Source organism: Mycobacterium sp. 1423905.2 (assembly GCF_001673155.1).
Taxonomy (GTDB): Bacteria; Actinomycetota; Actinomycetes; order Mycobacteriales; family Mycobacteriaceae; genus Mycobacterium.
Genome location: NZ_LZLE01000353.1, coordinates 1 through 13,146 on the forward strand (window position 1 = coordinate 1; position 13,146 = coordinate 13,146).

A 13,146-nucleotide genomic window follows, 5' to 3' on the forward strand; every position below is an offset into this window, starting at 1 on the left:
CAGGGGATATTCGGTATCCGAGGCGGCAATCAGTTCCACTTCGGCCAACCGGTTACGGGCTTCGTCCAGGCCGCCGAGTTCGGTGATCATTCCGCGTCCGCCGTCGGTGCAGGCGCTGCCGCCCAGCCCGACCACGACCCGCTTGGCGCCCGCCTGCAGCGCGGCGGCGATCAGTTGGCCCACTCCCTTGCTGTGCGCGGCAATCGCCGTCTCCGGCGTCGGCGGCCCGCCCAGCAACCCCAGCCCGCACGCTTGCGCACACTCCAGGTAAGCGGTCGCCGAGCCGGGATCGAAGACCCACGCCGCCTCCACCGGATCATCCAGCGGCCCGGACACGCGCAGCCGCCGGGGCCGCCCCAGCCTGCTGGCGAGCACCTCGACGAACCCGGGTCCGCCGTCGGACTGGGGCGCGACGATGAAGGAGTCACCCGGCCGAGACCGGGTCCAACCAGTGGCGATGGCGGCGGCGGCTTCTACCGCGGACAGGCTGTCGCCGTAGCAATCCGGCGCCACCAGCACCCGCATCGCAGGCAGCTGTAATCTGCCGGGCCCGAAGCCACCGGCAGGATCGTCCGAGGCCTGCGAGCCGTTCATCACTCGCCAGGGTATGTCCAATTCAACTACTGGCGCATGCGTAATAGTGGCGCACTTCCGGCGTTCAGCTAGCCGCGAAGTAACCTGTCGACTGTGAAGCTGCTGGGCCGTAAGAAGGGCACTCAACCGGGCGCCGACGCGCCCCCCACACCCGTCGAGATCGTGGATGCGTCCGGCGCCCCGCGCAGCACCAGCCCCAAGGGCCGTCCCACCCCCAAGCGCAACGAGGCCCGCAAGAACAAGAAGGGCCCGGTAGTACCGGCGCCGATGACCGCCGCAGAGGCTCGGGCCCGGCGCAAGTCGCTGGCCGGCCCCAAGCTCAGCCGCGAAGAACGGCGAGCCGAGCGGCTCGCCAGCCGAGCCCGGATGACCGAGCGCCGGGATCGCATGATGGCCGGCGAAGAGGCTTATCTGCTGCCGCGCGACCAGGGCCCGGTGCGGCGCTACGTGCGCGACATCGTCGACGCCCGGCGCAACGTGCTGGGCCTGTTCATGCCGTCCGCGCTGGCGTTGCTGTTCGCCATGTTCGCCGTCCCGCAGGTGCAGTTCTACATGTCACCGGCGATGTTGGTGTTGATGGCGTTCATGACCATCGACGGCCTCGTCCTGGGCCGCAAAGTCGGCAGGCTGGTCGATGCCAAGTTCCCCAAGAACACCGAAAGCCATTGGAAGCTGGGCCTCTACGCCGCCGGCCGGGCCTCCCAGATGCGCCGCATGCGCTCCCCCAAGCCGCAAGTCGAGCGCGGCGCCGATGTCGGCTAGCGCTGCGCGCACCCTAGTGCTCGGCGGGATCAGGTCGGGCAAGTCCCGCTGGGCCGAGAACGTGATCACCGAGTCGGTGCCGGCCGGCCAACCGGTTCGGTACCTGGCCTCCGGCCCGGCCGCGCCGGGCGACACCGACTGGGAGCGACGGGTGACCACCCACCGCAGCCGTCGGCCCCAGCACTGGGCGACGGTGGAGACCGACGACATCACGACCGAACTGCGCCAATCGCCTGGAACCCCGACCCTGGTCGACGATCTGGGCACCTGGCTGACCGGCACGCTGGACCGACATCACGGCTGGGCGGACGGGTCGGTGGCCGCGCCCGTCGACGAGATGCTCGCCGCGGTGCGCGCGTTCGAGTCGACGCTGGTGCTGGTCAGCCCGGAAGTAGGGCTGACCGTCGTACCGGCGACGGCCTCCGGCCGCCGTTTCGCCGACGAGTTGGGCGACCTCAACCAGCAGGTCGCGGCGCTGTGCGATCGGGTGGTGCTGGTCGTGGCGGGACAGGCCGTGCCGATCAAGCCGCAGCCGACATGATCGGCTTCGCGCCCATCTCGCCGCCCGACCTGGCCGCCGAAGCCGCCGCCCGTGCCCGGCAGGACACGCTGACCAAACCGCGCGGCGCCCTGGGACGGCTCGAGGAGCTGTCGGTGTGGGCGGCCGCCTGCCAGGGTCAGTGCCCGCCGCAGCAGTTCCAGCGGGCCCGAGTGGTGGTGTTCGCCGGTGACCACGGTGTGGTCAGGTCCGGGGTGTCGGCCTATCCGCCCGAGGTGACCGCGCAGATGGTCGCCAACATCGACAGCGGCGGCGCCGCGATCAGCGCGCTGGCCGGTGTCGCCGACGCCACCGTGCGCGTGGTGGACATGGCCGTCGACGCCGCGCCGGCGTCGGAACGGATCGCGGCGCACCGGGTGCGGCGCGGCAGCGGCGACATCACCACCGAGGACGCGTTGACCGCTGAGCAGACCGCCGCGGCGATCGCCGCGGGCCAGCAGGTCGCCGACGAAGAGGTCGACGCGGGCGCAGATCTGCTCATCGCCGGTGACATGGGCATCGGCAACACCACCCCGGCCGCGGTGCTGGTGGCCGCGCTGACCTCCGAGGAACCGGTGGCGGTGGTGGGTTTCGGCACCGGTGTCGACGACGCAGGGTGGTCGCGCAAGACCGCGGCGGTGCGCGACGCCCTGTTTCGCGCGCGACCGCTGTGGGGTGACCCGGTCGGGTTGCTGCGCTGCTGCGGCGGCGCGGATCTGGCGGCGATGGCGGGATTCTGTGCGCAGGCCGCGGTGCGCCGCACGCCGCTGCTCCTGGACGGCATGGCGGTGACGGCCGCGGCTTTGGTGGCCGAGCGCCTGGCGCCGGGGGCCCGGCAGTGGTGGCAGGCCGGTCATCGCTCCACCGAACCCGGTCACCACGTGGCGCTCACGGCCTTGCAACTCGATCCGATTCTCGATCTCGGGATGCGGCTGGGCGAGGGCACCGGCGCGGCGGTCGCCTTGCCCGTGCTGCGCGCCGCCGTCGCGGCGCTGTCCAGCATGGCTACCTTCGCCGAGGCGGGGGTCTCGACCCGGTCTTCGTCCTAATGGGATGGCTGGCAACGGCTTTCGCGTTCGCGACGGTACTGCCGGTGCCTAGTTCTCGAGTCACCCCGATGGGTCGCGGCGCGATGACCGCGCTGCCGGTAGTCGGGGCCGGCTTGGGCGCCCTGGCGGCGGCCGTCACCTGGGCCGGCGCCCAAGCGTTCGGGCCCTCGAGTGCGCTGTCCGGATTGCTCGCGGTGGCGGTGTTGCTGTTGGTGACCCGCGGCCTGCACATCGACGGTGTCGCCGACACCGCCGACGGTCTGGGCTGTTACGGGCCGCCGCAGCGAGCCCTGGCCGTGATGCGCGACGGGCCCAGCGGGCCGTTCGGGGTGGCGGCCGTGGTGCTGGTCATCGCACTGCAGGGCTTGGCTTTTTCGACGATCCCCACGGCCGGGATCGCCGTCAGCGTGGTCGCCGGGCGGGTGAGCGCGGTGTTGGCGTGTCGCCGTTCGGTTCCGGCGGGTGAGAGCAGCGCGTCGGGCGCCCGGGTCGCCGGTACCCAACCGATGGCCGTGGTGGCGGGCTGGCTGGCGGTGCTGCTGGCGGTGTCGCTATGGGCCGGGCCGCGGCTGTGGCAGGGGCCGGTTGCCGTGGTGGCGGCGGTGTCGGTGGCGGCGGTGCTGGTCGCCCACTGCGCGCGCCGCTTCGGCGGGGTCACCGGCGACGTGTTGGGTGCGGCCATCGAGTTGACGACGACAGTGTGCGCGGTGGTGCTGGCGGCGCTGGTGCGGGTGTAGCGTCCCGGCGCCGAGTGTGCGGCTGGCCGCACACTCGCGCCCCGCTGTGCGGCTAGCCGCACACTCGGCCGTGAGGGCCGGCGCAGGAGAGCCTAGCCGAGCCGCGACATCCAACCGTGGGTGTCGGCGAACGTCCCCCGCTGTATCCCGGTGAGGGTGTCGCGCAGCGCCATCGTCACCTCACCGGGTTCACCGTCGGCGATGGTGAACTCCGCGTCGCCGTATTTCACCTGGGCGACCGGGGTGATGACGGCGGCGGTGCCGCACGCGAACACCTCCGTGATCTCCCCCGACGCCGCCTTCTTCTGCCACTCGGCGATGTCGATCTTGCGTTCTTCGACCGCGAACCCGGCGTCAAGAGCCAACTGCAGCAACGAATTTCGCGTGATGCCGGGCAGCAGCGAGCCGGACAATTCCGGAGTGACCAGGCGCGCCGAACCGCCGCTGCCCAGCACGAAGAACAGGTTCATGCCGCCCATCTCTTCGACGTAGCGGCGCTCCACCCCGTCCAGCCAAACCACTTGGTCGCAACCGTTTTCGGCGGCTTGGGCCTGGGCCAGCAGCGAGGCGGCATAGTTGCCGCCGAACTTGGCCGCGCCGGTGCCGCCCGGACTGGCGCGCACGAATTCCGTTGAGATCCAGACCGTCACCGGGTTGATGCCGCCTTTGAAGTAGGCGCCGGCCGGGGAGGCGATCAGCAGGTACCGGTACTCCTTGGCCGGTCGCACGCCCAAGCCGGGCTCGGTGGCGATGATGAACGGACGCAGATACAGCGCCTCTTCCCCGCCGGCCTTGGGCACCCACGCCTTATCGATCGCGATCAGCTGGCGCAGGGATTCCAGGAACACCTCGTCGGGCAGTTCCGGGATCGCCAAGCGGCGTGCTGAGGAGCGCAACCGGGCCGCATTGGCGTCGGCGCGAAACGACACAATCGACCCGTCCGCCCAGCGGTAAGCCTTGAGGCCCTCGAACACTTCCTGCGCGTAGTGCAACACGATGGCCGACGGGTCCAGTTCGATCGGGCCGTAGGCGATGACCCGGGCGTTGTGCCAGCCTCGGCCGTCCACGTAATCGATCGAGACCATGTGATCGGTGTGGTATTTGCCGAACCCCGGGTCCGCCAGGATCGCTACCCGCTGCGCCTCGGTGGCGGGATGATCCGACGCCGAAACCGAGAACTCGAGGGAGCCGCTGGTCATGGGGGTCAATTCTATATCGGTGCGCCAACGGTTTTTCGCCGCGCAATGTCGGGACTAGCGCGTCTTCAACGTGACGAAAGGTGGGCGCACCACTTCGCACGGGGCCGCGCGGCCACGCACGTCGACGGTGATTTGCTGGCCGTCCTGCACACCGGCCGCCGTGTCGATCAGCGCCAACGCGATACCGGCCTGCAGCGTCGGAGAAAAAGTTCCCGACGTGGTGACACCGATCGCCTGGTCCCCGTCGAGCACGGTCATGCCCGGCCGCAACACTCCCCGGCCCAGCATCCGCAATCCCCGCAGTAACCGCGTCGGCCCGGTCTGCTTCTCGGCCAGTAACGCCTCTCGGCCGAAGAACGCGTCCTTCTTCCAGCCGATGGCCCAGCCGCAGCGCGCCTGCAGCGGCGAGATGTCCAAGGCCAATTCGTGCCCGTGCAGCGGATAGCCCATCTCGGTGCGCAGCGTGTCACGGGCACCCAGCCCGGCGGGTTGGCCACCGGCATCGGTCACCGCCGCTGCCAGCGCATCGAACACCACAGCCGCGGACTCCCACGGCGGCAACAGCTCGTAGCCGTGCTCGCCGGTGTAGCCGGTACGGCAGACCCGCACCGGCACGCCCGAAAAGCTGGCGTCGGCGAAGCCCATGTAATCCATGTCGCTGGGCAGCCCCAACGCGGCCAGCACGTCCGCGGACCGAGGCCCCTGCACGGCCAGCACGGCATACGAGCGGTGCAGGTTAGTGACGGTCAGGTCGGCCGGTGCGGCTGCTTGCAGCGCGCCGACCACCGCGGCGGTGTTGGCGGCGTTGGGCACCAGGAAGATCTCGTCGTCGGCGACGTAGTAGGCGATCAAGTCGTCGATCACCCCACCGGATTCGGTGCAGCACAACGTGTATTGGGCCTTGCCCGGCCCGATGCGGTTGAGGTCGTTGGTCAGCGCGGAATTGATGAACTGCGCGGCGCCGGGTCCGCGGACCAGCGCTTTACCGAGGTGGCTGACGTCGAACAGGCCGACGGCGGTGCGGGTGGCGTTGTGCTCGCTCACCGTGCCCGCGTAAGAGACCGGCATCAGCCAGCCACCGAACTCGGCGAAGGTGGCGCCCAACTCACGATGGCGATCTTCCAACGGTCCCTGCTGCAGCTGCGGCGCTTCGCTCACGGCGTCCCACCCTAATCCAGCGCCGGTGCTGGCACACTTAGGCAGGTGTCCGGCTCCGCAGAGGACTTCGATGCGCTGGAAGCCGCCGGGATCGCCAACCCGCGCGAGCGGGCCGACCTGATCAAGTACCTGCACGGGCTCGGCTTCACGGTCGAGGAGATGGTCGACGCCGAGCGCCGCGGTCGGCTCTTCGGACTGGCCGGCGACGTCCTGCAGTGGTCCGGGCGACCGACCTACACCCTGCGCGACGCGGCCGAAGCCCTCGGCCAGTCAGCCCAAGAACTCGCGCATGCGTGGGGCTTGCTGGGCCTGACCATCGCCGGTCCCGACGTACCCGCGCTGAGCCAGGCCGACGTCGACGCCCTGACCACCTGGGTTCAGCTCAAGGCGGTGATGGGCGAAGACGGCGCCTCAGGGTTGTTGCGAGTCCTCGGCGCGACGATGGCCCGACTCGCCGAGGCGGAGTCCACGATGATCCGCTCGGCGATGCCCGACATTCAGATGACCCACACGCACGACGAATTGGCCACCGCGCAGGCGTATCGCGCGGCCGCCGAGTTCGTGCCGAAGATCGGGGCGCTGATCGACATCGTGCATCGTCACCACTTGACCAGCGCCCGTACCCATTTCGAAGGTGTGCTGCGCGACACCTCGGCAAGTGTGGTCTGCGGCATCGGGTTCGCCGACTTGTCCGGTTTCACCGCACTGACGCAGATGCTGACCCCGGCACAGCTGTCGGACTTGCTCAACGAGTTCGGCGGCACCGTCGCCGATGTGGTGCACGCCGACGGCGGCCGGGTGGTCAAATTCATCGGCGACGCGGTGATGTGGGTCAGCCCAACGCCGGAACGGCTGCTGCAAGCGGCGACGGACCTGGTCGACCATCCCAAGGCCCGCGCCGAAGGCCTGCAGGTGCGGGCGGGGCTCGGCTACGGCACCGTGCTGGCCATCAACGGTGACTATTTCGGTAACCCGGTCAACTTGGCGGCCCGACTGGTCGCGGCGGCCACGCCGGGTCAGATCCTGGCCGCCGCGCAGCTTCGCCAGGAACTACCGGACCGGCCCGCGACCGCGTATGGGCCGATGACGCTCAAGGGTTTTGACGCCCCGGTCGACGTGTTCGACCTGCGCACCGGCCCCGCTGGCTAGCCCGACTAGGCTCACTGCACGTGACAGCTGAACCGCTCTACCAAAGTCCCTCCGTCAACGTCGCCACATCGCTACCCAAACGGGGCGCAGGTTCTTCGGTATTGCTGGTGCCGGTGGTCTCGACCGGTGAAGACGACCGGTCAGGTGCCGCCGTCGCGACGGCCGATTCGCTGCTGCCCGCCGAGGCTGTCGCCGAGATCGAGGCCGGCCTGCGAGCGCTGGATGCCTCCGGTGGCACCGAGCAGGTGCACCGACTGGTGGTGCCGTCGCTGCCGGTCTCGAGCGTGCTCACGGTCGGCCTGGGCAAACCCCGGCCGGAGTGGTCGGCGGACACCATCCGCCGCGCCGCCGGTGTGGCGGCCCGCTCGCTGGGCTCGGCCGAGGCGGTGATCACCACCTTGACCGAGCTGCCCGGAGACGGTGTCGCTGCGGCCGCGGTCGAGGGCCTCGTCCTGGGCAGCTACCGCTTCACCGCGTTCCGCAGCGCCAAGACCGCGCCCAAAGACGCTGGCCTGCGCAAGATCACCGTGCTGAGCTCGGCGAAAGACGCCAAGAAGCAAGTGGCGCACGGCGCTGCCGTCGCGACCGCGGTCGCCACCGCCCGCGACTTCGTCAACACGCCACCCAGTCACCTGTTTCCCGCCGAATTCGCCCGTCGCGCAAAGGCATTGGGCGAATCGGTTGGGCTGCAGGTGGAGGTGCTCGACGACAAGGCGTTGACCAAGGGTGGCTACGGCGGGGTGATCGGCGTCGGGCAGGGATCCGCGCGGCCGCCGCGGCTGGTTCGGTTGACCCATCGTGCTTCGCGGCTGGCCAAGCGCGGCAAGCCGGCCAAGAAGGTCGCGTTGGTCGGCAAGGGCATCACCTTCGACACCGGCGGCATCTCCATCAAGCCGGCGGCGGGGATGCACCACATGACCTCCGACATGGGCGGGGCGGCCGCGGTGATCGCCACGGTGACGCTGGCCGCGCAACTGGACCTGCCCATCGACGTGATCGCGACCGTGCCGATGGCCGAGAACATGCCCTCGGCGACCGCGCAGCGGCCGGGCGACGTGTTGACCCAGTACGGCGGCATCACCGTCGAGGTGCAGAACACCGACGCGGAGGGCCGGCTGATCCTGGCCGACGCGATCGTGCGGGCGTGTGAAGACAATCCCGACTACCTGATCGAAACTTCTACCCTGACCGGCGCGCAAACCGTCGCGTTGGGCGCCCGCATTCCTGGGGTGATGGGCAGCGACGAGTTCCGCGATCGGGTTGCGGCCATCTCCCAGCGAGTCGGCGAAAACGGTTGGCCCATGCCGCTGCCCGACGAGCTCAAGGACGATCTGAAGTCGACCGTGGCCGACCTGTCCAACATCAGCGGGCAACGCTACGCCGGCATGCTGGTGGCCGGGGTGTTCCTGCGCGAGTTCGTCGCCGACGGGGTGGCCTGGGCGCACATCGACGTGGCCGGCCCGGCGTACAACACCGGCAGCCCGTGGGGGTACACGCCCAAGGGCGCCACCGGCGTGCCGACCCGCACCATGTTCGCGGTGTTGGAAGACATCGCCGCAAACGGCTAAGCGCCTCAGCGGGTCAGCATCGACAGCACGGCTCGACGCAGCTTGCGTCGCGGCCAGCCGGTCAGCCCGCCGGCGCGCAGCGCGGCGTTGGCGGCGTTGCGCCCGCACGCGCCGTGCACCGACCCGCCCGGGGTGGCCGAGGCACTGGCCAAAAAGAGTCCCTCCACCGGGGTTTCGGGTCGGCCCATGCCCGGCACCGGCCGGAAGATCAGCATCTGTTGCAGTTGAGCGGTGCCTCCGTTGAGCGATCCGCGATGCAGGTTGGCGTCGCTGGCTTCCAGGTCCGACGGGCGTTGCAGGAACCGGTCGACCACCCGGGAGCCGAAGCCGGGCGCATGGGCTTCGATGACCTCGTCCATCGATTCAGAGAGTCGCTCGGCCGAGGCGTCGTCGTCGATGCTGCGGGGCAAATGTGTGTAGGCCCAAACACTTTCGGTGCCTTCGGGCGACCTGCTGGGGTCCGCCGTAGTGGTTTGGCCCAGCAGCATGAACGGGCTTTTCGGTAACACCTTGGTGTTGACGTCGGCCATCCACCGGACCAGGCCGTCCCCGTCGGCGCCCAGGTGAACGGTGCCCACGCTGTGCAAGCTCTCGGCCCGCCACGGCACGGGGCCGTCGAGCGCATAGTTGACCTTCACCACCGGCGGATCCCACAGGAAGTGCTCGAGGTCGTGCCGCATGCCGCTGGGCAGCGCATCGCGCGGCAGCATCTCGCAGAACAAGCGCGGCGCCGTGACGTCGGCGACGACGGCGCGGCGCGCCCTGAGCGTTCGCCCGGCGGTTGTCGTCACCCCGACCGCCCGGCCGCCGCTGACCTGGATGCGAGCGACGTTCTGGTTGCATTCGATTTGCCCGCCCGCCGATTGGACGCGGTTCACCAGGGCCGCCGTCAACTGCCCGGCTCCACCGACCGGCACCGGCCAACCGAGGTCTTGGGCCATCATCGACATCAGCAGTCCCATCACGCCGCTGCCCGGCGCGTCGAGCGGGATGTCGGCGTGCATGGCGTTGCCCAACAACATCACTCGTGGTGCGTCGCCGACGAACAACCGCTGCGCCAGGGTATTGGCCGGTTGCACAAGCAGATTCGCCAACCGCAACGCTTCGGCGGTGCCGAGCTTGGTCAACAGCTGCGTCAGCGGCCCGACCGGCGGGAAGGGCGCCAAAATGGCATGCAGCAGTGGCTCTTTGACTTTGTCCCACAATTCGACCAGGCTCAGCCAGTTCTCACCGTCACCGGGCTGGCGACGTTCGAACTCCGCGGCGGTGCGAGCCGGGTCGTGATAGATGACCGGTGGGTCGTCGTCGCCGGGATGGCGCGGATGGCCCACCACCGACGGCGCGTGCGACCACCGCAGGCCGTGGTGTTCCAAATGCAGCGCGCCGATCGCCGGCGACGCGATCGTCATCGGGTAGAAGGAGCTGAACAGGTCGGTGATGTAACCCGGCGCCAGTTCGGCGCTGCGCACCGCACCACCCGGTTCGGGTTGCGCTTCGAGGACCACCACGTCCCACCCCGCGTCGGCCAGCATCGCCGCGGCCACCAGGCCGTTGTGTCCGGCGCCGATGACGACCGCGTCGACGGCGTCGGCAGACCCCACTATTTGACCTGACTGGGGTTGAGCCGTTCGGCGAGTGCGGCCAGGCGCCACAGGCATTCCCGGTTGCGGGGATACACCGCGGCCAGTGCGAGGCGATTGGGAATCAGACTGCCCGGGCCCGACGCGGGCACCTCGATCATCTCGACCCGGCATCCTTCGGGAATGTCGCTCAGCCGCAGCGTGATACGTGCACCGCCGGCAAGTCCGCCGCGCGCGTGCAAAACGAGTTCCTCACCGGGTGTGCAACTTTCGACCACGGTCTTGTCGTCGATCAGCAACGGCCACACCCCGATCGAGTGTCTGATCTCTGAGCCCGGTTCCGGCCAATTCGGATCGACGGCGCGGGTGCGGCTGTTGCCGACCACCCACTGCGAGTACGTCCAGCCATTGGCCATCACATCCCACACGTTTTGGCGAGATGTCGCCACGTCACGGGTGGCGATCAATGTTTCGGTCACCGACATGAGGGTCCTTTCAGGCGAGGATTCTTCTCGCGGGGGTACCCGCGCCGGGCGAAACTAGTACGCCGCCGCGCCGGTTAAGTGGCTGACCACGCCGCGGCGTTTAGCCGAGGACCGCCGCGGTTACTAAATTCACCGTCCGAATGTCCACTGGGGAAAGGCCGAACTGTGACTGTGCGACGGTTGATCCTTGCTGTGAGCGCCGTGCTTCTGCTGGTCGGCGTGATTGGGTTGTTGGTTCCGGTGACGGTCGACAACAGCAACGGCGGGTCGGTGTCCTGCGGAAACGGGCTTGCCGAGGATTTGTCGTCGGCGCGCAACGCCAACGACAAGAACGGGGCCAACATCCCGATCCTCAACCAGGTCGTCCCGCATACCGACTACGTGGCGCAGTGCGAGTCCGCGGTGTCGGGCCGCAGGACCTGGACCATCCCGCTGGCGGTCATCGGGATCGTCGGGATCGGGGCGACACTGCTGCTGCGGCGCACCGACGGGGTCGGCACCCGCGCCCCCAGAGGCGTCTGACGTCAGATCACCCGCATGCGCGCGGTGCTGCGCAGCGCTTGGGGCAGCACGCGGGAGATGCCGTACAACGCATACGCCTCGAAGGTCACCGGCCGGATCGGCTTGTTCTTCTCGACCGACGAGACGATGGCGTCGGCCACTTTGTCCGGCCCGTAGCGGCGCAGGGCGAACATCTTCTGTAGCTGGCCCTGGCGTCCTTCGACGGCGTCGTCGTTGCCGCGGCGGGCGTGAAACGCCGTGGTCTGGATGATGTTGGTGTTGATGACCCCGGGGCAGATGGTGGTCAGGCCCACCCCGGCGGCGTCGAGTTCGGCGCGTAAGCAGTCGGAGAACATGAACGTCGCCGCTTTGGAGGTGCAGTAGGCGCTCAGCGACTGCAGCGGCGCATAGGCAGCCATGGACGACACATTGACAATGTGCCCGCCGGTCCCGCGTTCGACCATGCGGCGTCCGAACGAGCGGCAGCCGTTGACCACGCCGCCGAGGTTGATGTCCAGCACCCGGTCGAACTGGTCGGCCGGGATGTCCAGGAAAGCGCCCGCCTGGCCGATGCCGGCGTTGTTGACGACGATGTCGGGCACTCCGTGTTCGGCGCTGACCCGCTCGGCGAAGGCCTCGACCGCGTCGGCGTCCGACACGTCGAGCACATAGGGGTGGGCCACGCCGCCGCGCACGGCGATCTCGGCGGCGGTCTCCTTGACGGTGGCTTCGTCGATATCGCTGATCACGACTTCGGCCCCATCCCGCGCGAACGCCAGCGCGGTCTCGCGACCGATGCCGCTGCCGGCCCCGGTGACTGACACCAGGGTGTCCCCGAACCGGGCGCGGGGGCGGCCGACCTGGGCGCGCAGCAGCGCACGGCTGGGCTGTCTGTCTTCGGCGAGGTCGGCGAAATCGTGCACGGCGGCCGCCATCACCTGCGGGTGCGACATCGGTGAGAAGTGTCCGGCGCGAATGTCGCGCCGCCACAGTCGCGGCACCCAACGGGCCGTCTCGTCGTAGCCGTAGGGCCGCACGTACTGGTCCTGGGTGTTAACGATCAGCTGCACCGGCACGTCGACGATGTGCACGCCCCGGCGGCGCCAGCTTGCCGAGAAGGTGCGGAAGTAGTTGGCGGGGTATGTCTTAACCGATTGAGCGGCGTCGCGCGCCAGCTTGTCGGAATGGTGAATCTGCTCGACGGGGATGTTGTCGACGATGCCGCGCCGTACGCCGGGCACCGACAGCGCCAAGCGCAGCAACAGCGGCGCCAGCACTGGTATGGAGAACAACGCCATATAGCTCAGCCGCAAAGCCTGGGAGAGTGAGCGGGCGAACCGTCGCGGGCGCCACGGCCGCCGCAGACCGCTGAAGATGTAATCGGCCAGCTGCTCATGGCTCGGCCCGGACACGGAAGTGAACGCCGCGACCCGGTCGCTGGCGCCGGGCCGGCTCAGGTACTCCCAAACCCCCACCGATCCCCAGTCGTGGGCCAGCACGTGCACGGGCCGGCCGGGGCTCAGCTCGCCGATGACCGCCGCGAAGTCGTCGGCAAATCGAGCCATGGCGTAGGCGGACACCGGTTTGGGCACCGACGAGAAGCCGACGCCGCGATTGTCGTAGCGGACGATCCGGAACCGCTCGGCCAACAGCGGAACGACGCCGTCCCACAACACGTGCGAGTCCGGCCACCCGTGGACCAGCACGACGGTCGGCCCCTCGGGGTTGCCTTCCTCGTAGACCGCGATGCGGACCCCGTCCTGGCTGTCGACGAACCGCTGGGGCGCCTGTGTAGTTGCCGACATCAAACCTCCGACTGCCGCGCT

General features: G+C 69.3%; 13 protein-coding genes. 7 read left to right on the forward strand and 6 right to left on the reverse strand.

The features are described 5' to 3' along the window. Positions 1–525: glycerate kinase (locus A9W95_RS24240; RefSeq protein WP_172826715.1), on the reverse strand; the 525-nt coding region annotated here is incomplete at its 3' end. A 228-nt stretch (positions 526–753) separates the two neighbouring features. On the opposite strand from A9W95_RS24240, the gene A9W95_RS24245 reads away from it, so the two are divergent. Genes A9W95_RS24245 through A9W95_RS24260 form a run of 4 tightly spaced genes read left to right on the forward strand, consistent with a single transcriptional unit; the run spans position 754 to position 3,680 of the window. Further along, entirely contained in the window at positions 754–1,356 is a 603-nt protein-coding gene (locus tag A9W95_RS24245) for a DUF3043 domain-containing protein (protein WP_371328116.1), read from the forward strand. Beyond that, entirely contained in the window at positions 1,346–1,897 is a 552-nt protein-coding gene (locus A9W95_RS24250; RefSeq protein WP_067418706.1) for a bifunctional adenosylcobinamide kinase/adenosylcobinamide-phosphate guanylyltransferase, read from the forward strand. The genes A9W95_RS24245 and A9W95_RS24250 overlap by 11 nt, the downstream gene beginning before the upstream one ends. Beyond that, the gene (cobT, locus tag A9W95_RS24255) at positions 1,894–2,943 is read left to right on the forward strand and encodes a nicotinate-nucleotide--dimethylbenzimidazole phosphoribosyltransferase (RefSeq protein ID WP_067418708.1); all 1,050 of its coding nucleotides are present in this window, start codon (positions 1,894–1,896) and stop codon (positions 2,941–2,943) included. Before A9W95_RS24250 ends, cobT begins: the two co-directional genes overlap by 4 nt. Further along, a complete protein-coding gene (locus A9W95_RS24260; protein WP_067418710.1) occupies positions 2,943–3,680 on the forward strand; it encodes an adenosylcobinamide-GDP ribazoletransferase in 738 nt (245 codons plus the stop codon). The genes cobT and A9W95_RS24260 overlap by 1 nt, the downstream gene beginning before the upstream one ends. A gap of 92 nt (positions 3,681–3,772) precedes the next feature. Here A9W95_RS24260 and A9W95_RS24265 read toward each other — a convergent pair whose 3' ends face one another. Continuing rightward, a complete protein-coding gene (locus tag A9W95_RS24265) occupies positions 3,773–4,879 on the reverse strand; it encodes a branched-chain amino acid aminotransferase (protein WP_067418711.1) in 1,107 nt (368 codons plus the stop codon). Between the two features lie 54 nt (positions 4,880–4,933). Continuing rightward, positions 4,934–6,037: a glycine cleavage system aminomethyltransferase GcvT gene (gcvT, locus tag A9W95_RS24270; RefSeq protein WP_067418713.1), complete on the reverse strand. Its 1,104-nt coding sequence runs from the start codon at positions 6,035–6,037 to the stop codon at positions 4,934–4,936. 45 nt (positions 6,038–6,082) lie between these two features. On the opposite strand from gcvT, the gene A9W95_RS24275 reads away from it, so the two are divergent. Both A9W95_RS24275 and A9W95_RS24280 read left to right on the forward strand, forming a co-directional pair. Continuing rightward, entirely contained in the window at positions 6,083–7,186 is a 1,104-nt protein-coding gene (locus A9W95_RS24275; protein ID WP_067418715.1) for an adenylate/guanylate cyclase domain-containing protein, read from the forward strand. A 20-nt stretch (positions 7,187–7,206) separates the two neighbouring features. Next, on the forward strand, positions 7,207–8,754 hold the full coding sequence (locus A9W95_RS24280; protein ID WP_067418716.1) for a leucyl aminopeptidase: 1,548 nt from the start codon (positions 7,207–7,209) through the stop codon (positions 8,752–8,754). Between the two features lie 5 nt (positions 8,755–8,759). On the opposite strand, the gene A9W95_RS24285 is transcribed toward A9W95_RS24280, so the two are convergent. Together A9W95_RS24285 and A9W95_RS24290 are read right to left on the reverse strand one after the other, a co-directional pair. Beyond that, positions 8,760–10,355 carry an NAD(P)/FAD-dependent oxidoreductase gene (locus tag A9W95_RS24285; RefSeq protein ID WP_067418718.1) on the reverse strand — a complete coding sequence of 532 codons (1,596 nt, stop codon included), beginning with the start codon at positions 10,353–10,355 and terminating at the stop codon, positions 8,760–8,762. Beyond that, on the reverse strand, positions 10,355–10,819 hold the full coding sequence (locus A9W95_RS24290; RefSeq protein WP_067418719.1) for an SRPBCC family protein: 465 nt from the start codon (positions 10,817–10,819) through the stop codon (positions 10,355–10,357). Before A9W95_RS24290 ends, A9W95_RS24285 begins: the two co-directional genes overlap by 1 nt. 165 nt (positions 10,820–10,984) lie before the next feature. Between A9W95_RS24290 and A9W95_RS24295 the strand changes: the two genes are divergently transcribed. After that, a complete protein-coding gene (locus tag A9W95_RS24295) occupies positions 10,985–11,341 on the forward strand; it encodes an aminopeptidase (RefSeq protein ID WP_067418721.1) in 357 nt (118 codons plus the stop codon). 2 nt (positions 11,342–11,343) lie between these two features. On the opposite strand, the gene A9W95_RS24300 is transcribed toward A9W95_RS24295, so the two are convergent. Beyond that, positions 11,344–13,125: an SDR family oxidoreductase gene (locus A9W95_RS24300; RefSeq protein ID WP_067418723.1), complete on the reverse strand. Its 1,782-nt coding sequence runs from the start codon at positions 13,123–13,125 to the stop codon at positions 11,344–11,346. Positions 13,126–13,146: the final 21 nt, after the last annotated feature.

Bases quoted from the DNA above. Each gene is read 5' to 3' on its own strand.
- A9W95_RS24250 (WP_067418706.1), top strand. From the start codon at position 1,346: ATGTCGGCTAGCGCTGCGCGCACCCTAGTGCTCGGCGGGATCAGGTCG.
- cobT (WP_067418708.1), top strand. From the start codon at position 1,894: ATGATCGGCTTCGCGCCCATCTCGCCGCCCGACCTGGCCGCCGAAGCC.
- A9W95_RS24260 (WP_067418710.1), top strand. From the start codon at position 2,943: ATGGGATGGCTGGCAACGGCTTTCGCGTTCGCGACGGTACTGCCGGTG.
- A9W95_RS24265 (WP_067418711.1), bottom strand. From the start codon at position 4,879: ATGACCAGCGGCTCCCTCGAGTTCTCGGTTTCGGCGTCGGATCATCCC.
- A9W95_RS24290 (WP_067418719.1), bottom strand. From the start codon at position 10,819: ATGTCGGTGACCGAAACATTGATCGCCACCCGTGACGTGGCGACATCT.
- A9W95_RS24300 (WP_067418723.1), bottom strand. From the start codon at position 13,125: ATGTCGGCAACTACACAGGCGCCCCAGCGGTTCGTCGACAGCCAGGAC.